This is a genomic window from Nioella sp., assembly GCF_965215655.1.
Taxonomy (GTDB): Bacteria; Pseudomonadota; Alphaproteobacteria; order Rhodobacterales; family Rhodobacteraceae; genus Nioella.
This window is the reverse complement of record NZ_OZ244111.1, coordinates 148703-172500: the sequence shown is the minus strand read 5'-3', so window position 1 is coordinate 172500 and position 23798 is coordinate 148703. Positions and strand designations below refer to the sequence as shown.

General features: G+C 61.9%; 26 protein-coding genes (1 of these 26 cut by a window edge). 8 read left to right on the top strand and 18 right to left on the bottom strand.

Annotation, left to right across the window (positions count from 1 at the left end):
* Together msrP and ACOOEX_RS00875 are read right to left on the bottom strand one after the other, a co-directional pair.
* On the bottom strand, positions 1-132 hold the 5' portion of the coding sequence (msrP, locus tag ACOOEX_RS00880) for a protein-methionine-sulfoxide reductase catalytic subunit MsrP (RefSeq protein WP_420396707.1). It extends 774 nt beyond the left edge of the window; 132 of the gene's 906 nt are visible here — the first part of the coding sequence; the start codon lies at positions 130-132; the stop codon falls past the left edge of the window.
* Positions 133-204: 72 nt separating this feature from the next.
* Positions 205-1695, bottom strand: a complete 1491-nt coding sequence (locus tag ACOOEX_RS00875; protein ID WP_420396706.1) for an FMN-binding glutamate synthase family protein — start codon at positions 1693-1695, stop codon at positions 205-207.
* 277 nt (positions 1696-1972) lie between these two features.
* Between ACOOEX_RS00875 and ACOOEX_RS00870 the strand changes: the two genes are divergently transcribed.
* From ACOOEX_RS00870 to ACOOEX_RS00860, 3 genes are all read left to right on the top strand, one after another.
* Positions 1973-2455, top strand: a complete 483-nt coding sequence (locus tag ACOOEX_RS00870) for a fasciclin domain-containing protein (protein ID WP_420396705.1) — start codon at positions 1973-1975, stop codon at positions 2453-2455.
* Positions 2456-2512: 57 nt separating this feature from the next.
* Positions 2513-3004, top strand: coding sequence for a fasciclin domain-containing protein (locus tag ACOOEX_RS00865; protein WP_420396704.1), 492 nt, complete (start codon positions 2513-2515; stop codon positions 3002-3004).
* 312 nt (positions 3005-3316) lie between these two features.
* Positions 3317-3949, top strand: coding sequence for an MSMEG_1061 family FMN-dependent PPOX-type flavoprotein (locus ACOOEX_RS00860; protein ID WP_420396703.1), 633 nt, complete (start codon positions 3317-3319; stop codon positions 3947-3949).
* A gap of 116 nt (positions 3950-4065) precedes the next feature.
* Here the strand turns inward: ACOOEX_RS00860 and ACOOEX_RS00855 are convergent, their stop codons facing one another.
* A complete protein-coding gene (locus tag ACOOEX_RS00855; RefSeq protein WP_420398407.1) occupies positions 4066-4212 on the bottom strand; it encodes a hypothetical protein in 147 nt (48 codons plus the stop codon).
* Between the two features lie 216 nt (positions 4213-4428).
* Positions 4429-6399, bottom strand: coding sequence for a BTAD domain-containing putative transcriptional regulator (locus tag ACOOEX_RS00850; RefSeq protein WP_420396702.1), 1971 nt, complete (start codon positions 6397-6399; stop codon positions 4429-4431).
* Between the two features lie 105 nt (positions 6400-6504).
* Between ACOOEX_RS00850 and ACOOEX_RS00845 the strand changes: the two genes are divergently transcribed.
* Entirely contained in the window at positions 6505-6669 is a 165-nt protein-coding gene (locus tag ACOOEX_RS00845) for a hypothetical protein (protein ID WP_420396701.1), read from the top strand.
* Between the two features lie 232 nt (positions 6670-6901).
* On the opposite strand, the gene clpB is transcribed toward ACOOEX_RS00845, so the two are convergent.
* Complete coding sequence (clpB, locus tag ACOOEX_RS00840; protein ID WP_420396700.1) at positions 6902-9517, bottom strand: ATP-dependent chaperone ClpB; 2616 nt, start codon at positions 9515-9517, stop codon at positions 6902-6904.
* A gap of 215 nt (positions 9518-9732) precedes the next feature.
* On the opposite strand from clpB, the gene ACOOEX_RS00835 reads away from it, so the two are divergent.
* On the top strand, positions 9733-9909 hold the full coding sequence (locus ACOOEX_RS00835; protein ID WP_306047815.1) for a hypothetical protein: 177 nt from the start codon (positions 9733-9735) through the stop codon (positions 9907-9909).
* 205 nt (positions 9910-10114) lie between these two features.
* Positions 10115-10804 carry an orotidine-5'-phosphate decarboxylase gene (gene pyrF / locus ACOOEX_RS00830; protein ID WP_420396699.1) on the top strand — a complete coding sequence of 230 codons (690 nt, stop codon included), beginning with the start codon at positions 10115-10117 and terminating at the stop codon, positions 10802-10804.
* A 78-nt stretch (positions 10805-10882) separates the two neighbouring features.
* Here the strand turns inward: pyrF and ACOOEX_RS00825 are convergent, their stop codons facing one another.
* The 5 genes from ACOOEX_RS00825 to ACOOEX_RS00805 all read right to left on the bottom strand — a co-directional run bounded on the left by ACOOEX_RS00825 (position 10883) and on the right by ACOOEX_RS00805 (position 15728).
* The gene (locus tag ACOOEX_RS00825; RefSeq protein WP_420396698.1) at positions 10883-11173 is read right to left on the bottom strand and encodes an NfeD family protein; all 291 of its coding nucleotides are present in this window, start codon (positions 11171-11173) and stop codon (positions 10883-10885) included.
* A complete protein-coding gene (locus tag ACOOEX_RS00820; protein ID WP_420396697.1) occupies positions 11173-12066 on the bottom strand; it encodes an SPFH domain-containing protein in 894 nt (297 codons plus the stop codon). Before ACOOEX_RS00820 ends, ACOOEX_RS00825 begins: the two co-directional genes overlap by 1 nt.
* Positions 12067-12286: 220 nt before the next feature.
* Positions 12287-13207, bottom strand: coding sequence for a Hint domain-containing protein (locus ACOOEX_RS00815; RefSeq protein ID WP_420396696.1), 921 nt, complete (start codon positions 13205-13207; stop codon positions 12287-12289).
* 207 nt (positions 13208-13414) lie between these two features.
* Positions 13415-14161 carry a Hint domain-containing protein gene (locus tag ACOOEX_RS00810; RefSeq protein ID WP_420396695.1) on the bottom strand — a complete coding sequence of 249 codons (747 nt, stop codon included), beginning with the start codon at positions 14159-14161 and terminating at the stop codon, positions 13415-13417.
* Between the two features lie 451 nt (positions 14162-14612).
* Positions 14613-15728, bottom strand: coding sequence for a Hint domain-containing protein (locus tag ACOOEX_RS00805; RefSeq protein WP_420396694.1), 1116 nt, complete (start codon positions 15726-15728; stop codon positions 14613-14615).
* Positions 15729-16262: 534 nt separating this feature from the next.
* On the opposite strand from ACOOEX_RS00805, the gene ACOOEX_RS00800 reads away from it, so the two are divergent.
* Entirely contained in the window at positions 16263-17804 is a 1542-nt protein-coding gene (locus ACOOEX_RS00800) for an acetolactate synthase large subunit (protein WP_420396693.1), read from the top strand.
* Between the two features lie 4 nt (positions 17805-17808).
* On the opposite strand, the gene ACOOEX_RS00795 is transcribed toward ACOOEX_RS00800, so the two are convergent.
* The 3 genes from ACOOEX_RS00795 to ACOOEX_RS00785 form a co-directional block, all read right to left on the bottom strand.
* Positions 17809-18261 (bottom strand): hypothetical protein, encoded by a 453-nt coding sequence (locus tag ACOOEX_RS00795; protein ID WP_420396692.1) that lies wholly within the window; start codon positions 18259-18261, stop codon positions 17809-17811.
* A gap of 66 nt (positions 18262-18327) precedes the next feature.
* Complete coding sequence (locus ACOOEX_RS00790) at positions 18328-18939, bottom strand: HD domain-containing protein (RefSeq protein WP_420396691.1); 612 nt, start codon at positions 18937-18939, stop codon at positions 18328-18330.
* A 12-nt stretch (positions 18940-18951) separates the two neighbouring features.
* On the bottom strand, positions 18952-19818 hold the full coding sequence (locus ACOOEX_RS00785) for a phytanoyl-CoA dioxygenase family protein (RefSeq protein WP_420396690.1): 867 nt from the start codon (positions 19816-19818) through the stop codon (positions 18952-18954).
* A 208-nt stretch (positions 19819-20026) separates the two neighbouring features.
* Here ACOOEX_RS00785 and ACOOEX_RS00780 point away from each other — a divergent pair, with 208 nt between their 5' ends.
* Positions 20027-20368: a DUF2853 family protein gene (locus ACOOEX_RS00780; RefSeq protein WP_071691567.1), complete on the top strand. Its 342-nt coding sequence runs from the start codon at positions 20027-20029 to the stop codon at positions 20366-20368.
* 238 nt (positions 20369-20606) lie between these two features.
* Here the strand turns inward: ACOOEX_RS00780 and ACOOEX_RS00775 are convergent, their stop codons facing one another.
* From ACOOEX_RS00775 to tsaD, 5 genes are read right to left on the bottom strand one after another with little or no spacing between them, the layout of a single operon-like run.
* Complete coding sequence (locus ACOOEX_RS00775; RefSeq protein WP_306047452.1) at positions 20607-20993, bottom strand: DUF1761 domain-containing protein; 387 nt, start codon at positions 20991-20993, stop codon at positions 20607-20609.
* A gap of 51 nt (positions 20994-21044) precedes the next feature.
* Complete coding sequence (locus ACOOEX_RS00770; protein ID WP_420396689.1) at positions 21045-21464, bottom strand: EVE domain-containing protein; 420 nt, start codon at positions 21462-21464, stop codon at positions 21045-21047.
* Positions 21464-21733: a YciI family protein gene (locus tag ACOOEX_RS00765; RefSeq protein WP_420396688.1), complete on the bottom strand. Its 270-nt coding sequence runs from the start codon at positions 21731-21733 to the stop codon at positions 21464-21466. Before ACOOEX_RS00765 ends, ACOOEX_RS00770 begins: the two co-directional genes overlap by 1 nt.
* Before the next feature lie 3 nt (positions 21734-21736).
* Positions 21737-22681, bottom strand: coding sequence for an NAD(P)H-dependent glycerol-3-phosphate dehydrogenase (locus ACOOEX_RS00760; protein WP_420396687.1), 945 nt, complete (start codon positions 22679-22681; stop codon positions 21737-21739).
* On the bottom strand, positions 22678-23757 hold the full coding sequence (tsaD, locus tag ACOOEX_RS00755; RefSeq protein WP_420396686.1) for a tRNA (adenosine(37)-N6)-threonylcarbamoyltransferase complex transferase subunit TsaD: 1080 nt from the start codon (positions 23755-23757) through the stop codon (positions 22678-22680). Before tsaD ends, ACOOEX_RS00760 begins: the two co-directional genes overlap by 4 nt.
* Between the last annotated feature and the right edge of the window lie 41 nt (positions 23758-23798).

Here is a 23798-nt window from a genome sequence, read left to right as displayed (position 1 = left end):
GCGGACCTGCCCGCCGATCAGCCCTGCACCGGCCATGGCCCCTGCCCCGGCCATCAGTTGGCGGCGGTTCAGGAACAGACCCTTTGGGGTTACGTCCGCATGGGTCAGGTCGTTTTTCCAGCGATGGGCCATTGGGATCTCCTGCATTTGCTTGCCGCGACACTGCCAAAGAGATGGGCCGCAACAAAGCGAAAGCAGCGGGGCTCACGGCATTGTTGGAATCTCGTGACCGCGGGGAAAAACTTCGTGCATGGGACGTGATGTGCCATCGGCCATCACCAGACGCACGTGGCGGCGGCGCAACTGGCGGGGTTCGGTCACGCCCACGGAATGGGCGATAGTCTCGACTTCCTTGATGATTCCCTTGGCGTAGCGCGCGACGCGATCCTCTTTCACCTCGACCACCAGGCCCTTCTGAAAGCGCGGATCATGGGTGGTGATGCCGGTTGGACAGGTGTTCTTGTTACATTTCAGCGCCTGGATACAGCCCAGCGAGAACATGAAGCCACGGGCGGATGTTACAAAATCGGCCCCCGCAGCCAGCGCCCAGGCCACATCACCGGGGTTCACCAGCTTGCCAGAGGCAATGAGCCGGACCCGATCCTTCAGCCCGTGCCGGTCGCGCAGGTCCGACACCATCAGCAGCGCCTCGCGGATCGACATGCCGACAAGGTCCATCAATGGCATGGGCGAGGCGCCGGTGCCGCCCTCGCCACCGTCAAGCGTGATGAAATCGGGCGCGCTGTCTTCGCCGCGTTCGATGATCAGGCGGAAGAGGTCCTCGAACGGCTCCGCCCCGCCCGCCACGGTCTTGATGCCGACGGGCTTGCCGGTGACCTCTCGGATATGAGCGATCATGTCCAGCAGGTCGCCCCAGTCGTCGATCTCGACGTGCCGGTTCGGCGACAGGCTATCCTCACCCGGCACGATGCCCCGGATCTGGGCGATCTCGGCTGTGATCTTTTCGGCGGGCAGGATACCTCCCTTGCCGGGCTTGGCCCCCTGCGCGAGCTTCAGCTCGAACATCTTTACCGCGTCATGGGCAGCGACCTCGCGCAGCTTGTCGTCGTTCAGGCTGCCATCGGGGTTGCGCACCCCATATTTGGCGGTGCCGATCTGAAAGACGATGTCGCAGCCGCCCTCCAGGTGATAGGGCGACAGCGCACCTTCCCCGGTGTTCATCCAGATCCCGGCTTTCTTCGCACCCCGGCTCAGCGCCTGCACGGCAGGCCGGGAAATCGCGCCGTAACTCATCCCTGAGATATTGAAGAACGACGGCGCCATATAGGGCTGCCGCGCCGTCGGGCCGATGATCATCGGTTCCGTCGAGGCATATTGGTTGTCCAGCGGCGGGAAGGCGGCATTCACGAAAATAGGCGTGCCGGGGATGGTCAGATCGCGGGTGGACCCGAAGGCCAGAGTGTTGGAGCCCCCCTCGGCGGCGTGGTTTACCCAGTCCCGCTGCGCCCGGTTAAAGGGCAGCTCTTCCCGGTCCATGGCAAAGAAGTACTGCCGGAAGAACTCTCCCAACGCAGTGAACAGCCCCCGGAACCGCCCGATCACCGGGTAATTGCGCCGGATCGCGTCATGGGTCTGCAACCGGTCATAGATGGCCACCAGCAGCAGAATCAGGACGATCACCCCGACCAGGAACAAAAAGGCCTGCGCCAGAAACTCCACGAAACTGAACATCATCGCCTTGTGCCTTTCAGTGCTGTTGGGTTGTCCGGAACCTTGCCCGCCCCGGCCTCGTCAATCAATCGGCGGATGGTCACAATCGGGCTGGATCATCACCGCGCGATCACGAGGCCTGCACGATTTTGTGAGTGGAAAACCGAAAACGCCGTGGCTTAGCGCGGCCAATCGTTTCGGCAATCCGGGTTTTCAAGGATTTGATGACGTTGCGAGGTCATCCAGCCCCGCCCTGTCCCCGTAGTCGAGGGCACATTCCTCAGGACAGGAGAACCAACAAATGATCCGTCGTACTTTTCTTGGCACCGCTGCCGCTGTGATGCTTTCCACCGCCGCCTTCGCGGACGGTCATTCCATGGACATCGTCGATACCGCCGTGGGCGCGGGCTCGTTCAACACGCTCGTCGCTGCCGTGCAGGCCGCCGGTCTGGAAGACACCCTGCGCGGTGACGGCCCCTTCACCGTCTTCGCCCCCACGGATGAGGCCTTCGCCGCCCTGCCAGAGGGCACCGTCGAAAGCTTGCTGATGGAGGAGAACCTAGATCAACTGGTCGCCATCCTGACCTATCACGTGGTCGCAGGCGCAGTCATGTCCGGCGATCTGTCCGACGGCATGATGGCCACGACCGTCCAGGGCGGCGAAATCGAGATCGGCACCATGGACGGCGTGACCGTGAACGGCGCCAATGTGGTCGCAGCCGATATCGAAGCCTCGAACGGCGTGATCCACGTGATCGACGCGGTGATCATGCCTTCGATGTAAGCACATCGGCCCGCCCTGACCGGCGGGCCTTTCCTTTGACCAAACAGGGAGATCCCCATGAACCGTCGTCAGTTTTTCACCGCCACCGCAGGGGCAGCCGCCGCATCGCTGGCAACACCCGCGATCCTGTCGGCTCAATCCGCGACCATCGTTGACCTCGCCGTCGCCACACCAGAACTCTCCACGCTTGTTACCGCCGTTCAGGCGGCGGGCCTCGTCGACACGCTGGCAGGCCCCGGCAACTTGACCGTTTTCGCGCCCACCAACCGCGCCTTCGAGCATCTGCCCCATGGCGTGCTGAACGGCCTTCTGCACGACATCCCGGCGCTGACCGACGTGCTGACCTACCATGTGTCGGCCGCCTACTACCCGGCCTCCGCCATCCTCGGCCAAAGGGGCCGCATCCCCACCGTTCAGGGCGGCTATATCCGCGCCAACGGGCAGGGTCATGGCGTGGTGCTGAACCACTCCGCGAACGTCACAACCGCCGATGTGATGGCCTCGAACGGGGTCGTGCACATCATCGATTCCGTGCTTCTGCCAGCCTGAGACCGTCCCCAACGGCTTACGGCAGAAAAAGGCGCCCCCGGAAGGAGATTTCCGGGGGCGCTGACATACCCCGTTTCCCCGTCCTTCACCTCACCACGAGCATCATTCCGGCCAGTTTCCTCACGTCGGTTCCGGCCATCCCCCTGATCGCCCCACCCCGGACAAGACACTGGCCGATGTACCCGCACGTCAAATCGCTCGATCAGACAATGACCGCTATGCGGCAAAAGCAGTCATTCGTTGCCTTTTTGAGATTGGTATGGTCGTATTTTTAAAAATTATTACTGAGATTTACCATGGAGGATTGGGAGCATGTTCGAACCGAGCGACATCGTCACTTCGGAGGCCGAGATCAGATCAGTCATTCCCGGAACGTTTGAGCGGCAGGTCCGCAAGGTCATAGATCACATCGACGAGCATGTACGCCTCTGGATCGAACGGTCCCCATTCATGACAATGGCCACCTACGCATCTTCTGGGGCCGTAGATGTCTCGCCAAAGGGCGACCCGGCTGGTTTTGTGAAAGTGATCGACGAAAAAACGCTGGCAATCCCTGACCGTCCCGGCAATCACCGCTTTGATAGTTTCCTCAACATTCTCGATACCGGCCGTATCGGGTTGATGTTCCTGGTGCCAAATCGACTGGAGGTTGTTCGGGTGAGCGGGACCGCGCAGGTGGTGCGCGATGCCGACTTGCGTGGACAAATGGCGGTCGATGGCAAAGTCCCGGACTTTGCCATCGTCGTGAGAGTCGAAGAAGCATTTTACCATTGCGGCAAGGCCGTAATCCGCTCTGCGCTTTGGGAACCCGAAAAGGCAGTTTCCGTTGAAGGTCTGCCAACCTACGGTCGCGCGCTGAAGGCGCATGGCGCACTGGACACGCCGCTCGAAGAGGTTGAGCGCCTTACAGAGGACAACCTGAAGTATCGGCTATACGACGAGTAGCCTGGTTACCGACGAGATGTGAAGCTGGTGTCGTCATAGAGGGTTTGTTGCGGCATTTTGTTGATTGCCGCGCCTGCATACACGCGCACTCTGGGCTCAAACCTGCCTTTGCTTCGTCAGTGCACCACGGCATCATCCGGCTTGGGCCGGTTCGAGGCTGACACCCGGTCACCCGCGATCAGCCCGTCGGTCCCGGCGCTGACATGCACGGTTTCGCCGTCCTTCACCTCACCAACGAGCATCATTCCGGCCAGTTCGCTCACATCGATTCCGGCATCCCATGGATCGACCACCCGGGCCAGACACTACCCGATAGGGCCGAAGGTCAAACCTCTCGATCAGACAATGACCGCTTGGCGGACGGAGCTGCCACTCAAAGCATGGTGGAAAGATAAAGCAGCATTTCACGAAATCGTTTTTCCACACATGCTTCCAGGCCCTTATGGGTCCATTGGTCATCACGGCGAAGACGCGGTCTATCAAAGACCTGCGGCCTCGAGACTCTCGAAATATCGATCGGCGGTTTCCGGGTTTTTGTAGGGAAAGATTGCCTTGAAGGCAGACAGATCGAAATCGGGACGTGCCGCGAAAAGCGCAGTCTTTGCGGCATTCATGCGATCTCTGTCTTCTAACATGACATAGCAGGCGGCGAGATATGCATGGATGTAGAAGGGGGGCGCGTGAATCCGTTCAAAGGCCAAAGCGGCCTCGCGGAAGCGCCCCAAAGTGTGAAGGCACCGGCCTTGGATTGACCAAAACCAATCGGGAAAGAAAGGATTGACCCGCATAGCCTCACGGATACGTTGCAGCCCTGCTTCGGACTGGTCGAGATACATCAGGAACCGACCATATTCGGTCAGGACAAGCTCATCGTTTGGATTGGCACGAAGCGCGGCCTGGAACCGAAATTCCGCCTGATCGTACTGCCGGTGAATGAACAGGCACATGCCAAGCGCAAGATGCCCCTTCGGCTCAGTTGGATCGAGAGAAACCGCCCTTTCGGCGGCCTTGACCACATCAGATAGCTCAACACTCGCATCGATGTTCCAGCGCAGGTACAAACGGGCCATGGCCAGCCAACCATGCGCCCGGCCGTAATCAGGCGACCGCTGAATAGCGAGTTCGAATAGTCGCTGCGCCTCAAGATAGCCTTCTTCTGAAAACCTGTGCAGCGCAGCGATACCTTTAAGTACCAACTCATAGCTTTCCAAGTTGTCCGGCCGGTTCTCGGCGACGTGACTTAATACGCTAGCAGCTATTCGATCTGCTGTGGTGGCCGCAACGGTTCTCGCGATTTCGGCTTGGATATCGAAAACGTCCATCAACTCGCGATCGAAACGCTCGGCCCAAAGCTCGTGTCCCGTCTCGCAGCTTACGAGGTGCGCAGCCACGCGCAGCTTGCCAGCCGCGACACGCACCGAGCCACTGAGATAGAAGCGCACGCCAAGCTCCGCGCCGATCTGTTTCGCACTGAGTGTTTCTTCATCGACGCGAAGGGCCGACTGCCGCGAGACGACAAGGATATCCGGCACGCGCGAGAGTTCCACTGTGACATCCTCTGAGATGCCTTCACCAAGGAATTCGGCTTCACTATCCTTTGGCAACCCGCGGAAGTGCAATACCGCTATCGAGGGTCTGGCCGGTGCCTTTATGGTAGATGCGGGCATGTTGCCGGGCGCATCGATCAATTCAGCCGGCTCAGACGATTGACGCCTGTCGCGGCGGATTTGCTGTGCGATTTCTGTGCTTAGGGCTTCAGGAGCCACGCCAAGTTCCCGTGCGAGAACGCTTTCAAGGCTTGCGTATTGCCGCAAAGCCGCGTCGTAGCGGCCCTGCGCTTGATAAGCCTTCATGACACGGCGGTGGACATGCTCTTGTAGCGGGTCGAGCTGAAGAAGCATTTGGCCCACCGTGATCATTTCATCGTAGCGCCGCTCTCGGGCGTACAGGTCCGCTAGCCTTATCAGCGCAGCCGTTTTACGCGAGCGCAAGGTTCCACGTTCGGCATCCAGCCAACGATCGAATTCTGGAGTGACGGCGCCGAAACCTTCTAGAAACTCGCCTCTGAATTGCGCGGCAAGTTGTTCCAAATCTTCTTTGCCGTTGGCTTCTACAAGACGGAGCATATCGACCAGGTCTGAACGAATGCGCCGCTCGTCGAGCCGGATAGTTTCAGCCGAAGCCACTAGTACGGACGCTGCGCCACCCAGGGCCTTGCGAAGAGCCGAGAGAGCCTGGCGAAGACTTGCACGCGCCTGTGCCTCCGGTACATCGCCCCACAGAAGTCCGGACAAAGTTTCGCGGGGAACGTTCATCCCGACGCGATGGCAAAGGTAAGCCATTAGCGCGGCGGGCTTCCTGCCAGGCAACGGCAGCTCCGCCCTGCCGGAGTGCATTCGCATCGGTCCAAGCAGGTTAATCGTCACGTCGGTGCGGTCACTGTCAGACAACCGTCAATGTCCTTTTTGCGCTCTGTTAACGCCACACGCCACGAGCGATTGACGCCCTTTGGCTAGAGTACGTTCAGACGAAACAGAAAGCCAACGGAGACTGACATGTATGATTTTGATGCTCACACCCGCCAACTCGCCAACCTCGAAACCGCAGTCCGCGACGCACGCCAGAAGAACGTAAATTTTCGCATGCCGTCGATGCGGGTGATCTCGGTCGTGGTGTCTTTGCTGATCGCTGGAACAGTGTTCGGCGCAGGTGTGATCTGAACTTGCCAACTGCCAACTGGAAAGAGCCCCGCTTCTGCGGGGCCTTATCTGTCAGCGGTCGGCAGAGTTGGCTCGAAGCCGCAAGTCTGCTCCCGAGAACTGGAGTCTGGTGCCGCTAGTGTATTGAAGCTTCGCTACACATGCGAGCGTCTGAACGAGCTCACTTCTGCTCAGGGCTCAAACCGGCCATTCCCAAAACAAAAGGCCCCGCCTGAGCGGGGCCTTCTATTCGTCAATGCACCACCGCATCATCCGGCTTGGGCCGGTTCGAGGCTGACACCCGGTCACCCACGATCAGCCCGTCGGTCCCGGCGCTGACATGCACCGTTTCGCCGTCCTTCACCTCACCGGCCAGGATCATCTCGGCCAGCTGGTTTTGCAGGGCGTTCTGGATCACCCGCTTCAAGGGACGAGCCCCGAAGACCGGGTCATAGCCCTCATCCGCCAGCCACTTCCGCGCGCCTTCATCCAGATCCAGCGTGATCTTGCGATCGGCCAGACGCTTTTCAAGACGACGCAGCTGAATGGCCACGATCCCATCCATATCGGCCCGCGTCAGGCGGTCAAAGATGATGGTCTCGTCCAGACGGTTCAGGAACTCAGGCCGGAAATGGGCGCGCACGGCGTCCATCACGTCCCGCTTGGCGGCGGAACTGTCGGCCCCGTCAGGCAGTTGGCTCAGCGCCTGCGCCCCGAGGTTCGAGGTCAGCACGATGAGCGTCTGCTTGAAATCCACCGTGCGCCCCTGCCCGTCGGTCAGCTGACCGTCATCCAGAACCTGAAGCAGCACATTGAACACGTCCGGATGCGCCTTCTCGACCTCGTCGAACAGCACCACCTGATAGGGCCGGCGCCGCACCGCTTCGGTCAGCACGCCGCCCTCGTCATAGCCGACATAACCCGGAGGCGCGCCGATCAGGCGGCTGACCGCGTGTTTCTCCATGAACTCAGACATGTCGATGCGCACCATCGCCTGATCGTCGTCAAAGAGGTACTCGGCCAGAGCCTTGGTCAGCTCCGTCTTGCCCACGCCGGTCGGCCCAAGCATCAGGAACGACCCAAGCGGCCGGTTCTCGTCGTTCAGACCCGCCCGAGCCCGGCGCACGGCGTTCGAAACGGCGGTGACGGCGGTCTTCTGACCGATCACGCGCTTGCCGATTTCCTCTTCCATGCGCAGCAGCTTCTCGCGCTCGCCTTCCAGCATCTTGGACATGGGGATTCCGGTCCAACGCTCAACGACGCTCGCGATCTGTTCGGGGCGCACGGCTTCCTCGACCATCAGGTCATTGTCCTGCTGCTCGGACTCCGCCAGTTGCTTTTCCAGCCCCGGGATGACGCCATAAGACAGCTCCCCGGCGCGGGCCAGGTCGCCCTGCCGCTTGGCCTGATCGAGTTCCGCACGGGCATGGTCGAGCTTTTCCTTCAGCCCACGGGCCGATTCCAGCTTGTCGCGTTCCGACTGCCATTGCGCCGTCAGCTCCGCCGATTTCTGCTGCAACTCGGACAGGTCCTTTTGCAGCTTCTCCAGGCGGTCCTTCGATGCTGCATCATCCTCTTTCTTCAGCGCCTCAGCCTCAATCTGCTTTTGCAGGATATCGCGGTCGAGCGCGTCGAGCTCCTCTGGCTTGGAGTCCACTTCCATCCGCAACCGGCTGGCGGCCTCGTCCACAAGGTCGATGGCCTTGTCCGGCAGGAACCGGTCGGTGATATAGCGGTGGCTGAGCTGCGAGGCCGCGACCAGGGCAGCGTCGGAAATCCGCACCCCATGGTGCAGCTCATACTTCTCCTTGATGCCGCGCAGGATCGAAACGGTATCCTCCACCGTCGGCTCCTCCACCATCAGCGGCTGGAACCGGCGGGCAAGGGCCGCGTCTTTCTCCACATATTTGCGATATTCATCCAGCGTCGTGGCCCCCACACAGTGCAACTCGCCCCGCGCCAGCGCCGGCTTGATCAGGTTCGCCGCATCCATCGCGCCATCAGTCTTACCCGCGCCCACAAGCGTGTGCATCTCGTCGATGAAGAGGATGATTTCCCCGGCAGCCGCGGTGATCTCGTTCAGCACGGCCTTCAGCCGCTCCTCGAACTCGCCCCGGTATTTCGCACCGGCAATCAGCGCGCCCATATCGAGCGCCATGAGGGTCTTGTTCTTGAGGGATTCCGGCACGTCGCCATTGACGATCCGCAGGGCCAACCCCTCGGCAATCGCCGTCTTACCGACGCCGGGTTCGCCGATCAGCACCGGATTGTTCTTGGTCCGGCGGCTCAGCACCTGCATGGCGCGGCGGATTTCCTCGTCGCGGCCAATGATCGGGTCGATCTTGCCCTCGCGTGCCGCTTCCGTCAGGTCGCGGGCGTATTTCTTCAGCGCCTCATAGCTGTCTTCGGCCCCGGCACTATCCGCCGTGCGCCCCTTGCGCAGATCGTTGATCGCCGAATTCAGCGCCTGAGCATTCACCGCGCCTGCGTCCAGCGCGTCCTTGGCCTTGGATTTCACCATGGCCAGCGCGGTCAGGATGCGTTCGACGGCGACGAAGCTGTCGCCCGCTTTTTCAGCCAGCTTCTCGGCCTCGGTCAGCACCTTCACGGTCTGCCCGTCCATGTAAAGCTGCCCGGAATCGCCGGTCACTTTCGGAAGTTTCGACAGCGACAGGTCAACCGATTCCACCACCCGTTTGGCGTTGCCGCCCGCCCGGGTGATGAGGTTCGAGGCCATGCCCTGATCGTCGTCGAGAAGTGCCTTCAGCAAATGTTCGGGAACCAGTTTCTGATGGTCTTCCCGCTGTGCGATGGTCTGCGCGGCCTGAAGGAACCCGCGCGCGCGGTCGGTGAACTTCTCCAAGTTCATGCCAAGTCTCCTTTTCACAAGCGCCCGTCCGTTGCCCCGCCCAGAATTCCGGCACGGAGGCATTTGCGGGCCTTGTCAGATAGATGGGAAAGGACACGACCCATCACAAGACCGCGACGAAGGATTCCCTTTCGAAAAAATCTTCCCATTTCTTTTGAACCGGGCGGCACCCCCGCCCGACATATGACCATAAGCCATAGCCGGAACCCGAAGCCATGACCCGCATCGCCCTGACCCAAGTCGCCTATGACGCCCGCCGCGCCTGCTTTCATGCCCGCGCCGTGCTGGACGACCGCGCCCCGGTCGACTGCCGCTGGCACGGCCCGCAAGGGGCCGCGTTCTCGCGCATTGCCTCCGGCCTCTCGCAGGCCGCCCTCCGCCACCGGCGGTAACAGTTTCCCCAAGGCGCAGCCGCCTGCCCCCGTCCCTCACTGGCTGCGCCCTCAGACAGGATGACCCCCGTCCCTCAAGGTCTCCTGCTGCCCGGCCCGGTCGCTTCCCCCCGTCGCGACCGGGCCGTTTTCTGTCTGACCGCATGGACAGCAGGCGCATCGCCCCCTAAAGCATCGCCCCAGTGCAACCGGAAGGACCCAAGCCATGAGTGATGACCGCCTGATCGCCGCCCTCGACGTGCCCAATGCCCTGCAAGGCATGAAACTGGCCGAAGAGATCGGTGATGCCGTCAGCTTCTACAAGATCGGGCTGGGGATGCTGACCGGTGGCGGGCTGGCACTGGCCAATGAACTGAAGCAAGAGCACGGCAAGCGCATCTTCCTGGACATGAAGCTGTTCGATATCGGCGCGACGATTGAAGCTGCCGTGCGCGGGCTGGCGCAGTTCGACCTGGATTTCCTGACCGTGCAGGGCGACCCGCAGGTTGTGCGCGCCGCGAAAGAGGGCGCAGCGGGCAGCGGGCTCAAGATCCTCGCCGTCACGGTGCTGACCTCGCTCGACCGGGGCGATCTGGATGCCAACCTGATCAAAGCGGGCGATGTGCAGGATATCGTGCTGCAACGCGCCGCCAACGCGTTCGAGGCCGGGGCCGATGGCGTCATCGCGTCCCCCCACGAGGCCGCGCTCATCCGCGCCCTGCCCAATGCCGCTGGCCGCCTGATCGTCACCCCCGGCGTGCGCCCCACAGGAAGCGCCAAGGGCGATCAGAAGCGGGTGGCCACCCCGGCGCAGGCCATCACCGACGGGGCCGATCATATCGTCGTGGGTCGCCCGATCTGGACGGCCACGGACCCCCGCGCCGCGGCGCAGGCGATCCTCGCAGAGCTGCCCTGACCCAAGCCCGAGCCGAGGGGCGAAGTCCCCGCAGGCGAGATACAGTCTTGCGCCGTCAGGCGCGCAATTGGGTCAGACTCAGTTCTCGTTGATATCGTGGTCGAAGGTCTTCACCTGGCCGCGATAAACGCCCAGGAACCGGCGCAGCAGCAGCCAGGCGACCAGCGACACCACCGCGAAGCTCAGCAGAAGAACGGGGACCGATCCGGTGATGAACGTGGCAGGCGCCCCGCCGATCAGCAGGATCAGCGCGATCACCCCGGCCCCGGCCCCGAACCCCAGCAGAACGAAGGTGGGCAGGATCACCTCGCCAATCGCCAGAAGGATCGCCAGCGCCCCCCAGGCCCACCAGGTATTCCAGATATCCATCAGGCCCGCCCTTTCAGCATCTGGAAGGCCTTGCCGAAGGCATCGGCGGCATCGGCCGGCACGATGATGGTCTGCGTCCCCTGCCCCTGCGCCACCTGCGCAATGGATTCCACCTGCTTGAGCGCGATCTGGTACTGCGCGGCCTCCAGCCCGTTATCGGCAATCGCTTCGGCCACGACGCGGGTCGCATAGGCCTCTGCATCGGCCTGAATCCGGCGCGCCTCGGCGATCTGCTGCGCGGCGTAGAGCTCCGCATCCGCATTGAGCTCCACCGCCCGCTTGGCGCCCTCGGCCTCGGTCACCTGCGCCCGGCGCGCACGCTCGGCGTTCAGCTGCTGAAGCATCGCGTCCCGCGTCGCCTGGTCGAGGTTCACGTCGAGGATTTCGGCCCGCGTTACCTCGATCCCCCAGGCGTCAACGGCGTCCTCCACGCTCGTCTTGATCGCAGAGATCAGGGCAGAGCGGTTCGACTGCACCTCGTCGAGATCCATCTTGCCGATCTCGGCCCGCACGATCCCGGCCACGGTGGTGGAAATCGCCCCATCCACGTCGCGGATCCGGTACACGGTCTTCTCCGGCTCAAGAATGCGGTAGAACACGCTGGTATCAATCTGCACCAGCACGTTGTCCTTGGTGATCGCGTCCTGGCTGGCATTGGGCAGCTGACGCTCCAGGATCGAAATCTTATGCGCCACCCGGTCGAGGAACGGCACGATAAAGTTGATCCCCGGCCCCAGCACAGACCGCAGCCGCCCGAACCGTTCGACAACGAATTTCTGGCTCTGCGGCACGATGCGAATGCCAAGGTAGATGCAAAGAAGGATGAACCCTGCCAGCAGCAGGATCACAAGATTGCCGCCCAACAGGGCGTCGAGAATGGCTTCGATATCCATGGTATTGGTATCCTCGTTCTTCATACGCGGAACTATGCAGTCGGGTTGAAAATTGGTCTAGGGCGTATGTGGGCCGGTTTGGCCGCAAGAACAAGGCCGATCTGAGCGAGGCCCGGTCAGGGCCCGCTTGTGACTGGCCCTTTACGGTCGGCAATCGCGACCCAAACCACCCCCTTGTCAGAGGATGGCAGGCGCGCTGGTGCAGTCCTTTGATGTCAGTTCAGGCCACAGCCTTCCCGGCCAGCTTCGCAACGATCCGCCCCGGCACCTGCCTTGCGCTCATCGCTCGCGGATAAGGCAGTTCTTCCATCTCGGGCACATCACCGTAGAGGGTCTCGAACTCGGCGTAGTTGTCGAAGACGCGGCGCGAGACGTTGTCGATGAAGGTCTCGGCAGGCGCACCATTGGCCAGGATGATCTCATGCGCTTCGGTCTCGATATGATAGACCGTGTAGGCCTCACCCATTTCCGTCAAAGGCACCTGCGTGATCGTCGTCCCGTTCACCAAAGCCCCGGCATGGCAGATGACACCATCCACCAGCATTCCATGGTCCGCCGTCACGGTAAGATCCGTATGCGGCAGCCCCTCGCCCAGAGACCCGGCCGCAAACCGCACCGGCATCAGCCGTTCGGCGGGTCCAAACCGGGTGGATACGGTCTGACGGCCGATCCATTTCACCGGAACGCTTCGCCCGTGTTGATTACAGATCAGATCCCCGATTTGCAAAAGCTCTACCGGCTTCTGACCGGATGGGGTGTCGATGCGCGTGCCGGACAGGAAACAATTGACCGCAGCGGTTGATATCAGCCGCCCCTGCAAGGTGATCGTATCCCCCGAAGCTGAAAAATGCCCTGTCAACTCACCGGAATGCGGGATGAAATATGCGTTGGGGTCACCGACCGACTGGAATATTGCATATTCGTCCCCAGTGGTCGGGTGGATATACACAAACCCGATATAGGGTTGTGTCGGCGTGTTCAGGTAATCATCCGCATCGATCCCGACGGGAGAGTTGTCATCAAAGACTGTGTAGCTCCCGGCAGAGAATTCTGCTGTTCCGGTATAGGTGAAGATGCTCGTCCCCGGCCATCCGGACGTATCCAACCTGACGACATATGTTCCAGTGAAAACAATCGGCATAGCGAATCCTTTTAATAATCCCGGGCACCGCGCAGGAACGGGCCCGACCCCTCGAATAGGCTAAGCAGGATAAGGGGTTTGCCGAAGCGATCAAGTTCCATGTGGCAACGGGCTTCTGCTTTGCCGCACGGAAACAGACGCTATGCGCGCAAAACCCAAGAGCCACAACATGTAATTGACCGGTTAGAACGCCCGGCTTTCAGGCGTTTAGGCCACGGCCTTTCTGGCCAGTTTCGCAACGATCCGCCCCGGCACCTGCCGGGCACTCATGGCGCGGGGATAGGGCAGCTCTTCCATCTCCGGCACGTCACCGTAGAGGGTTTCGAACTCGGCGAAGTTGCCAAAGGCGCGGCGGGAGACATTGTCGATGAACGTCTCAGCTGGCGCACCGTTGGCGAAGATGATCTCATGTTCCTCGGTTTCGATATGATAGACCGTGTAGGTCTCGCCCATCTCAGAGAGCGGCACCCGCGTGATCGTGGTCCCATTCACCAGCGCACCGGCGTGGCAGATGACGCCATCGACCAGCATGCCATGATCGGCGGTGACCGTCAGGTCGCTATGGGGCAGGCCATCACCCAGAGACCCGGCTGCAAACCGCACCGGCATCAGCCGTTCCGCAGGGCCAAAGCGGGTGGAAACCGTCTGGCGGCCGATCCATTTGACGCGGACCAGTGACCCGTCGTGACTCCGCACGCGCTCACCGATCTGAAGTTGTTCAACCGGTGTCTCTCCCTTTTCGGTAGAGATGAGCGTGCCAGCCGCGAAACAAACGGCATATGCAGAAGTGTCTAGAGAGAAATCGCCGTTCTGATAGGTCGCGGGAAAATCAGATTCGGCTGCGGTTGCAGACAACAGCAACGTGCGGTCGCCCGGAAGGCGGTCGAACACAAGGAACTCGTGTCCATTGTTGGTGAAGGATCCCACGTAGACGTAGCCGGCGACCGAATTCAAGTCATCGCCAACGTCATAGAAACCGTCGTCCGTATCCGGAGAGGACTGAACTCCTGAACCAGAGGAGCTGCTGGCCAAACTTCCATCGGAAGTGAAATAGGTAAGCAGGTTTGAATAAGCAAAATCCGCCATATCTTCTCCAGAGTATTATATCTCTTTGCAGTCAACAATTTCGCGTTGTGACATTGCAGTCAACTCTAGCGGAAAGCTTCGGCAGACGTTTGTGGTGCCTTTGTCGCAAATATCTTCGATCTCGGAACACCCAAAGACGTGCACATGTGACCCATTTGTCGCGAAACGAAAGGGCAGCGCATCCTGCGCCGCCCCCTTGGGTGTCAGAATGATCTACGGGCTACTCAGCCACAGCATGCGTCTGCGCCAAATTCCGAAACACGCAGTGCAGAACGCCGCCATGTTCGATATACGCGATCTCGATGGCGCAGCCAGGGGATCAGGCCGCGTGCTGCCCCGCCAGTCTATCCCGGATCGCCGCCGGCACCTGCCGGGCGCTCATGGCACGCGGGTAGGGCAGTTCTTCCATCTCCGGCACGTCACCGTAGAGCGCTTCGAACTCCGCGTAGTTGTCGAACACGCGGCGGCTGACATTGTCGATGAAGGTCTCAGCCGAAGCCCCATTGGCAAGGATGATTTCATGTTCCTCGGTCTCGATGTGATAGACCGTGTAGGTCTCGCCCATCTCGGACAGCGACACGCGAGTAATGGTCGTCTCGTTCACCAAGGCCCCGGCGTGGCAGATCACCCCATCGACCAGCATCCCGTGATCCGCAGTTACCGTCAAATCGGTGTGCGGCAGGCCATCACCCAGAGACCCGGCTGCAAACCGCACCGGCATCAGGCGTTCGGCGGGGCCGAAGCGGGTGGAGACGGTCTGGCGGCCAATCCATTTGACGTGAACTGCCGTGCCATCGGCGATAAGAACCCGATCACCGATCTTCAGACCCTCGACGGCGCACTCGCCATCAGGCGTCGCGACAAGAGTGCCAGCCGCAAAGCAGTTGACGTCACCGATCGTGGGTGTCGAATTGAGCCAGGTTGTATCTCCATCGGTGGTGCGGCCCACCGAATTACCAGTCGAAGAGGCAACACCGTTTTCTGTTGGGCCGACTTGAGTAGCCCCGGAATGTGCAGATGTCAGGAGGCCAATTCCCGCAGTGATGCTCGCGGGTAAAGCAGTATCCCCCGCGAATACGACGAACTCATTGTTGTCCGGATCGTAGAGAAAGATGTAGTCGTTGTCGGCGAGACCATAGGCAGAGTCCGAATAATCCGCATCTGACCCGTTCACGTTCTGGATCGGGTTGGTCGTGCCCGCGGCGCGATCGACCGAAACGTAGAACCCCCCTGCCGGGATCGTCGTGCCGCCCGGGACGGTGTGCCGCAACACGCCGCTTTCCCAGATTTCCCATCCGGAAATGTCAACCGGCGAACCGCTGTTGTTGTACAGCTCGATAAATTCGTCAGAGCTGTTGCCGACACCATCCCCGTTCAGGTCTTGTGACACTCCGGAAGGATCGAAGCTGATTTCATTGATGACGACCCCGCTCAAATTCGCTGTTGTTGCTGGCAACTTGCCGCCCCCCTTGGACAATTAACCTTTGTTGAGCGGTAGCATACAACAGGACGCGATTCCAGTTTCGCGCCAGCGCTCCATACAGCTGTTCAGGTTCAAAGCGTTCGGCAGGTGCGTCCCTGGCTACGCTACGGGCGCATGGCCACTGGATGGAACGGGATCACACCTGCCCGCACAGATAGAAGAGACAAGAGTGGGCAGCTTGCCCACCGCAACCAGCCCCCCTTCCTAATCGCCGACCCGCCGGTGGACGACCGACCTCGGAGCGGCGCGTGTTATCTCTCCGCCCCGAACAGCTCAACTGCCGCGCGACCCATTACCAATCCGCTCCCGGTTTGGGCGGTGAGGTCGGGACAGGTTGACTGGGTCTACCGGACTCCTGCCAAGCCCGCTTTTGTCTGCACGGGGGGTGTACGGGGGGTGTACGCCCGGTGCACGGGTGGCGCCCCCCTGTTTTCGGGGTTTTCGCATAGCGCCATCCGTGCTCTGCTGACGCGCAAGGAGGATCCCATGAACGGTGCCCAATCGCTTGTGAAAACCATGCTGGCCAGCGGCGTGGACGTCTGTTTCGCCAATCCCGGTACGTCCGAGATGCATTTCGTCGCGGCGCTCGACAGCCACCCGGACATGCGCTGCATCCTGTGTCTGTTCGAGGGCGGAACCTCCGGCGCGGCGGACGGGTATTTCCGCATGTCGGGTCGCGTGGCGGCCACCATGCTACACCTCGCGCCGGGCTTCGGGAACGCCTTCTCGAACCTGCACAATGCGCGCAAGGCAGGCAGCGGCATTGTCAATATCATGGGCGATCACGCGACCTATCACCTGGCCTATGAGAGCCCCCTGAAGGGTGATACCGAAGGCATCAGCCGCGCCATAAGCCATTGGACTCGCAGCTCTCTTTCCTCGGTCGACGTGGCAAGTGACGGGGCCGACGCGATCCGCGCGGCGCGGGCGATGAATGGCCGGATCGCCACGATGATCCTGCCCGCCGACACCGCCTGGGGCGACGGCTCCGACCCGGTGACAGCCGCCGCCCCGCCACCGCTTCACCGCCCGTCCGATGCAGCGCTTGATGCGGCGGCGGCGGCTTTGAAAACCGAAGGCGCGGCCCTGCTTCTGGGCGGTCAGGCAACCCATGGCCCGCTGCTGCATCTGGGGGCGCAGATCGCGCAGGCCGCCGGATGCCGGATCCTGACGCCCCTGCACAGCCCGCGGATGGAGCGCGGCGCCGGAACGCCCCCGGTCGAGCAACTGCTCTACCCCGTCGACGCCAACGCCGCGCTGCTGAAGGACGTCCGCAGCCTCGTCGTCTGCGGCACCCATGCACCGGTCAATTTCTTTGCCTATCCCGGCAAGCCCTCACTGCCCACCCGCGCCGACATTCATATCCAGGAACTGGCGGATGCCACCATGGATTTAGGCTATGTTCTGAATGGCTTGGCCGACAGGCTCGGGGCAAGATCCGAGCATGTGGCGCCGGTTGACCTGGCCCTTCCCGATCGCCCCGACGGTCCCCTGACCCCGGCAAGCGCGGGGGCCCTGATCGCGCGCGTCATGCCCGAAAACACCATCGTCGTGAACGAGGCCGTGACTTCCGGCGCACCCATTGCCGAGGCGACCCGGACCGCGCGGCGCCATGACTGGCTGATCACCATGGGCGGCGCCATCGGGCAATGCCTGCCCTGCGCCACCGGCGCGGCGGTGGCCTGCCCGGACCGCAAAGTGATCGCGCTGACGGGCGACGGGTCGGCCATGTATACGCTGCAATCGCTGTGGACCATGGCGCGCGAACGGCTGGACGTGACGGTGATCGTCTTCGCCAACCGGGGGTATCAGATCCTTCGGGGGGAACTGGCGGCCATGGGGGTCACGCAAGTGGGCCGCAACGCGCAGGCCATGTTCGATGTGGACGATCCGCTGCTTGACTGGGTGGCGCTGGCAAAGGGCCATGGCGTCGAGGGCACCCGCGCGACCACGGTGGACGAGATGGAGGCTGCGCTGGAAGAGGCCATGGCGGCCAATGGACCGCGCCTGATCGAGGTGGTGATCTGAGTGACTACTCCATCGGCGGCATCACGGTCAGGAAGGTCTCGCCGTTCCAATTGAGCGCCTCGAAGCAATAGCCCGCGCTGCTGACCCCGCACCAGCCGCCATCGCGCCCGATCAGCAGAACCGGCTCGCCGTCCCAGTCGATGACACGCCAGCCAAGTGCCTGCCACTCATAGGTTTCGTCGCCGACAAAGGCGTAGAGGGAGCATCCGCCCGAGCCGCAGTAGGGTGACAACGGCGTGGCGGAGCATTCGAGATAGCTCGTGTCGAGCAGCGTTTCCGGGGTCCCGTCGCCGGTCAGATCCACTTCGACCACGGCGCGATCACCAACATGTAGAACGCCTTCTTCCCACAGGGCGCAATCCCGCACGGCTTCGGTCAGCAGGGCGTCTGGTGCGTTCTGCGCCATGGCCTGGGCAACGCCGAACACAAGGAATGCGGAGCTAATAAGGGATTTCACGGGTAAATCCTCTCGTTGGAAATGCCAACAGGGTTGCCTTGTTTTCCCTCTGCGCAAATGGCCCGTTCAGCCAAGCGGCGGCAATCCTTTGACCACACCTTCCTGCACCACGTCGGGATCATAGGCCTTGCGGGCGAAGACCTCTCTCACCATCGGCTCGAACACCTCCAGCGGTTCGTACTCATAGTCGGGATCGAAGGAGGACTGGTCCCACCTTTCGCAGAAATCGGCGCAGCTTTGCCAGCAGGGGTGATCCTTGAACCGGTCGCGTGCATCCTTGTCCCATCCGTAATGGTGGCCGTAGTAGAACATCTGGAAGATGCCGTGATGTTCGACGGTCCACGCCACCTCGTCGCGCACGAAGGGGCGGATCACCTCAGCGGAAAACCGGTCATGGTTCTGCGGGGCCAGCCCGTCGCCAATGTCATGCAGGAGCGCGCCCACAATCCAGTCAATATCGGCCCCTTCGCGCAGCGCGCGGGTGCCAGATTGCAGCCCGTGTTCCAGCCGCGTGATCGGGTAACCTTCCAGCGAAACCTCGCCCTGACGGCGCAGCTCGTCCATGATGCGGTCAGCGGTCAGCGCGAGATAGGGTTTTTCAAGCTTCTCCAGCAGCTCGTAATCCTCTTTCGTGCCATCCTTCATCTGGGTGAAGCTGACGATTTGATCTGCTGTCATCCTGCGATCCTCCTAAAGCATCTTCCGGGCGTAGAGCCCAACCTGCCCCTCAGCCCCCGCCGTCAGCGCCGCCGACTGCGCCGCAAGCACCTCTTCATACAAGGCAAGCGACCCGGGATCGAACAGCCGCGCGGGCGGGGCGACTTTGATCCAACCCTGCATCTCATCCTTGCCGCGCACAAGCATCGCATAATCGCGGGTCAGATCAGGCTGCCGCACCTCGGGCGTGACATAGCGTATGGCCATGCCGATACGGCGGTCGTCCGACATGTTGGGGCCGGACGCATGGAAGGTGCGGCCATGATGGAACGACATCTCGCCGGGTTTCAGCGCACCGAAGACAGCGTCCTCCTCGTTGATGCCTTCGATCTGCTGGCCGCGGGACAAGAGGTTATCGGCATCAAACGTATCCGCATGGGGCACGATGGCGTTCTTGTGGCTGCCGGGGATGAACCGCATGCACCCTGCCTGAACAGACACATCGGACAGCGCCAGCCAGGCGGTCAGCTCCTCATCCGTTTCGCCCATGCCCCAATAGGTGATGTCCTGGTGCCAGGACACGACCTTGGTGGTGCCCGGTTCCTTGATGAAGAGCTCCACCGACCAGACCAGCAGGTTGGGGCCGAGGATCGAACTGACCGGATCGAGGATGCCGGGATCGGAAGCGATGCGATGGAGCAACGGGATGACCAGTTGCCCGTTGACCCGGAAGAACTGGTTCAGGTCATGGCTACCCGCACCGGCGGCGTGCTCTCGCTCCAGTGCCTCAACCTCGGCGCGCAGCGCGGCGGCAGTGTCTGGGTCGAAGGCCCGGACCGGGTGCAGAAAGCCGTCGCGCGCATAGCGGGCGGATTGATCGGGGGTAAGGAAATCGGCCATGGATGATCCTGTGTGTCTTACTCATCAACACGCTGCCGCCACGGCAAGTCCCCTGTCCTGTTCGATTCCGACTCCTCAATGGTCGCCTTTGGGCATCAAAGCTGTGGATGACCCAAGTTTTTCATTGTCAGACCGGGCTCTGCCGGGTTTCATACGCCGCGTACTGGATGGGAACATTCTGACTATCAATAAAAACGGGGAGACCAAGATGGGCAAACGCGATGAACTGATCGCCAAATATGCAGATGATCTGCGCAACAAATGCGGGATGGAACCCGACATGGACCTGCTGACCAAGGTCACGATCGGCTGCGGCCCCGCGATTTACGACGCGGACGCATCGACGGTTGCCGGGTCTCAGCCCAGTGAACTGGAAACGGTGAAGAAGAACTTCCTGATGAAGAAGCTCGGCCTTGCCGATAGCGACGACCTGATGGCCGCCATCGACTCGGTGATCGAGACCTATGGCAAGTCCGAACGCAACAAGTACCGCGCCGTCATCTACTACATGCTGACCAAGCATTTCGGCAAGGAAAGCGTCTACGGCTAAGCCGGAGCGACAGCGAACCCATTAAGGCCTGCCCGCATCGGGGCGGGCCTTTTTCATGGTCCAGTGGCCGGGGTTTGAATAGAATTGTCCGGGCAATTCAGTTGATCGCGCGGCCCGCCAAAGGCTAGGATCAACCCTGTCCCGACCAGGATGGCGGACCCTCATAGAACACGTGCGGAGCGAGAAATTGCGCGTGGGTAAAGGAGGGTCCCGGGGGGTCGGGGCCCTCCTTCTTGTCTCAGAACAGCATCAGCACCACGGCGATGATCGTGCATCCGATCACCGGATAGCCGCCGTCGATCCAGATCAGCGATTTGTCGCGAAAGCTGTAAAGCACGTTGTTCACCATCCAGGGCAGAGCCACGAAAAGGCCCAATCCCGCGCCCACCATCACGCCGCCGCCAACCGTGGTGATCCCGGAACTTTGCAGGATATGCCGGGTCATGCCCGCTACGAGCACCGACATCACGAAGCTGACGACATAGGGCAGCGGGCTGGCAGAGGCCCTGATCTGGTCCTCTGTCAGACCGTTTGCGGCCATCCAGGGTTTGGACAGGGCCATGTACCAGATTGCTCCGAAGACCCACGCTGCGGCCCCGGCGGCTAAGACGTTCAGAAATTCCATGTGATCTCTCCCGTTGCTCTGGAGAAATCATGCCACGCACCGCTTTCAACCTTAAGCAGAAAAGCCGCCCATCTCGCAAATGATCCGCCATTCCTCTTCGGTGACGGGCTGCACCGACAGGCGCGAATTATTGGCGAGAACCATGTCCGACAGGCGCGGATCGCCTTTCACATCGGCCAGTGTCACCGGCGTCTTGAACGGCCCCACGGCCCTGATGTCCACGCATTCCCAACGGGGATCGTCGGTGGTGCTGTCAGGATGGGCCAGCGCACAGACCTCAACCACGCCGACAATCGCTTTCTCCTTCAGCGAATGGTAGAAAAAGCCCCGGTCGCCAAGCGCCATTTCGCGCATGTTGTTGCGCGCCTGATAATTGCGGACGCCATCCCATTCTTCGCCCGCGTCACCCCTAGCCACCTGCTGATCCCAGGACCAGGTGTTCGGTTCGGATTTGAACAGCCAGTAGCGCATCAGCCGATCACCTTGTTCCACGCCTCGATCCGCACTTTCTCGAACAATCCCGCCTTGGAATAAGGGTCATTCGCGGCCCAACCTTCGGCCCCCGCGCGGTCCTCGGCCTCGATCACGACGAGCGAGCCGATCATCTCGCCTGCTTCGTTCAGGAACGGCCCGGCATGGGTGACGGGGGTGGATTTCAGATAGGCGATATGGGCGTCCCGGTTGGCTTTACGAACCTCCAGATGGTCGGGCTTGTCGGTGCAGATCAGCGCGTAGAGCATGGGCTATTCCTGTTTCAGAGGGCGGTTCAGAAGCTCTGCCATCACATCCTGCACAGAGACGCGCCCCTGACACAAGGCTGCTACGGCGTCGGCAATGGGGGTGTCCAGTTCGGCATGGGCCGAAAGTTCCTGCGCCGTGGCGGCGCCTTCCACGGTCGCAGCAGGGTCCAGCGGACGCGCACCGGCCAAGGCTTGCCCATGGCGGTAGTTGCGGGATTTGTCGGAGGTGCAGGTCAGCACCAGATCGCCAAAGCCCGAAAGCCCAGCAAGCGTGTCGTCCTGCGCTCCGCGAAAGGCCGCGACCCGGCGCATCTCGGCAAAGCCGCGCGCCATCAGGGCCGCCCGCGCGCTTTCGCCAAGCCCTGCGCCCATGACCGCACCTGCCGCAATGGCGATGACATTCTTCAGCGCGCCGCCAAGCTCCGCCCCCACCAGATCGGTGCTGCGATAAAGCCTGAGCGCGGGGGAGGAGAGCCTGTCTTGCAACGCCGCGCCTTGGGTGTCGTCCGGCAGGGCCAGCGTCAGCGCCGTAGGCAGACCGGCGGCGATATCGACGGCAAAGCTGGGGCCGGTCAAGACGCCCGCCGCCACGCCGGGCAGGTCACGCGAGATCAGCTGACAGGGCGACAGACCGGTTGTCAGGTGAATGCCCTTGGCACAGGAAATCACGGTGCCCGCGTGACCGGGCAGAATTGGCAGAACCTCGTGCAGTTTCTGGGTCGGCACGGCGATCAACAGCACATCTGCCATCAGATCGGCAATTTCACCCGTGACGCGCAAACCGTCGGGGAATCGGTGGCCCGGCAGGCGGCGCGTATTTTCGCGCGCGGCCTGCATCTCGGATGCCCCGGCGCGGGCCCACAGAGTCACCTCGGCCCCGGCGCGGGCCAGCGTGATCGCAAGCGCCGTGCCAAATGCACCTGCCCCGGCAATATCCACCCGGTTCATGCCTTGGCCCCCTTCTTGCCCGATCCAATGAGCGCCGGGCTGGTCCGGTCCAGCGGCCAGCGCGGGCGTGCTGACAGGTCCATCCCGTCGCGTTGGCCGTCACGGTAGGCTTCCCACCCGGCCCAGGCAATCATCGCGGCGTTGTCGGTGCAGAGCGTCAGCGGCGGCGCGAGGAAAGGCACATCATGGGCGCTTGCCACATCCTCCAATGCCGCGCGCAGGGTCTTGTTCGCTGCAACGCCCCCGGCGACGGCGAAACAGGTCAGGTCAGTCTGGCCCGCCAAGGCGCGGCGGGATTTTTCAGCCAGAACATCCCTGACAGCCGCCTGAAACGACGCACACAGATCGGCGCGGTCCTGTTCGTGCAACCCGCCTTGGTCCGCCACCAGCCCGTCACGGGTACGCAGCACGGCAGTCTTGAGGCCGGAGAAAGACATATCGCAGCCGTCGCGGTCCAGCAAAGGGCGCGGCAAGGGGAAGCGTTTGGGATCGCCCTTCGCTGCGGCCTGTTCCACCACTGGCCCGCCCGGTTGCGACAGACCCAATAGCTTGGCGACCTTGTCGAAGGCCTCGCCCGGCGCATCATCAATCGTGCCGCCAAGCCGGGTGAAATCGTCCGGCCCATCCACCCGCAGGAACTGGCAATGCCCGCCAGAGACCAGAAGCATCAGGTAAGGGAATTCCACCCCATCCGTCAGGCGCGGAGTCAGCGCGTGGCCAGCCAGGTGATTGACCCCCACAAGCGGCACGCCAAGCCCCATGGCCAGCCCCTTGGCGCACATCACGCCAGACAATACGCCGCCAATCAGCCCCGGCCCGGCGGTCACCGCGATGGCGTCAATCTCGGCCAGAGTCACGCCTGCCTGCTCCACCGCCTGCTCCACCATCAGATCGAGCCGTTCCGCATGCGCGCGCGCCGCGATCTCTGGCACCACGCCGCCATAAGCCGCGTGCAGATCGGTCTGGCCGCTGACCACGGAGGAGAGCAGCCTTGCCCCATCTTCCACGCGCAGCACCGCCGCCGCCGTATCATCGCAGCTGCTTTCAATGCCAAGGATGGTCAGGCGGTCGGTCATGGCGGGTGTCGTTGCACTAGGGGTGCCCCGCAGGTAACACT

Bases quoted from the DNA above. Each gene is read 5' to 3' on its own strand.
- ACOOEX_RS00875 (WP_420396706.1), bottom strand. From the start codon at position 1,695: ATGATGTTCAGTTTCGTGGAGTTTCTGGCGCAGGCCTTTTTGTTCCTG.
- ACOOEX_RS00870 (WP_420396705.1), top strand. From the start codon at position 1,973: ATGATCCGTCGTACTTTTCTTGGCACCGCTGCCGCTGTGATGCTTTCC.
- ACOOEX_RS00865 (WP_420396704.1), top strand. From the start codon at position 2,513: ATGAACCGTCGTCAGTTTTTCACCGCCACCGCAGGGGCAGCCGCCGCA.
- ACOOEX_RS00860 (WP_420396703.1), top strand. From the start codon at position 3,317: ATGTTCGAACCGAGCGACATCGTCACTTCGGAGGCCGAGATCAGATCA.
- ACOOEX_RS00845 (WP_420396701.1), top strand. From the start codon at position 6,505: ATGTATGATTTTGATGCTCACACCCGCCAACTCGCCAACCTCGAAACC.
- clpB (WP_420396700.1), bottom strand. From the start codon at position 9,517: ATGAACTTGGAGAAGTTCACCGACCGCGCGCGCGGGTTCCTTCAGGCC.
- ACOOEX_RS00835 (WP_306047815.1), top strand. From the start codon at position 9,733: ATGACCCGCATCGCCCTGACCCAAGTCGCCTATGACGCCCGCCGCGCC.
- pyrF (WP_420396699.1), top strand. From the start codon at position 10,115: ATGAGTGATGACCGCCTGATCGCCGCCCTCGACGTGCCCAATGCCCTG.
- ACOOEX_RS00825 (WP_420396698.1), bottom strand. From the start codon at position 11,173: ATGGATATCTGGAATACCTGGTGGGCCTGGGGGGCGCTGGCGATCCTT.
- ACOOEX_RS00820 (WP_420396697.1), bottom strand. From the start codon at position 12,066: ATGGATATCGAAGCCATTCTCGACGCCCTGTTGGGCGGCAATCTTGTG.
- ACOOEX_RS00815 (WP_420396696.1), bottom strand. From the start codon at position 13,207: ATGCCGATTGTTTTCACTGGAACATATGTCGTCAGGTTGGATACGTCC.
- ACOOEX_RS00800 (WP_420396693.1), top strand. From the start codon at position 16,263: ATGAACGGTGCCCAATCGCTTGTGAAAACCATGCTGGCCAGCGGCGTG.
- ACOOEX_RS00790 (WP_420396691.1), bottom strand. From the start codon at position 18,939: ATGACAGCAGATCAAATCGTCAGCTTCACCCAGATGAAGGATGGCACG.
- ACOOEX_RS00785 (WP_420396690.1), bottom strand. From the start codon at position 19,818: ATGGCCGATTTCCTTACCCCCGATCAATCCGCCCGCTATGCGCGCGAC.
- ACOOEX_RS00780 (WP_071691567.1), top strand. From the start codon at position 20,027: ATGGGCAAACGCGATGAACTGATCGCCAAATATGCAGATGATCTGCGC.
- ACOOEX_RS00775 (WP_306047452.1), bottom strand. From the start codon at position 20,993: ATGGAATTTCTGAACGTCTTAGCCGCCGGGGCCGCAGCGTGGGTCTTC.
- ACOOEX_RS00770 (WP_420396689.1), bottom strand. From the start codon at position 21,464: ATGCGCTACTGGCTGTTCAAATCCGAACCGAACACCTGGTCCTGGGAT.
- ACOOEX_RS00765 (WP_420396688.1), bottom strand. From the start codon at position 21,733: ATGCTCTACGCGCTGATCTGCACCGACAAGCCCGACCATCTGGAGGTT.
- ACOOEX_RS00760 (WP_420396687.1), bottom strand. From the start codon at position 22,681: ATGAACCGGGTGGATATTGCCGGGGCAGGTGCATTTGGCACGGCGCTT.
- tsaD (WP_420396686.1), bottom strand. From the start codon at position 23,757: ATGACCGACCGCCTGACCATCCTTGGCATTGAAAGCAGCTGCGATGAT.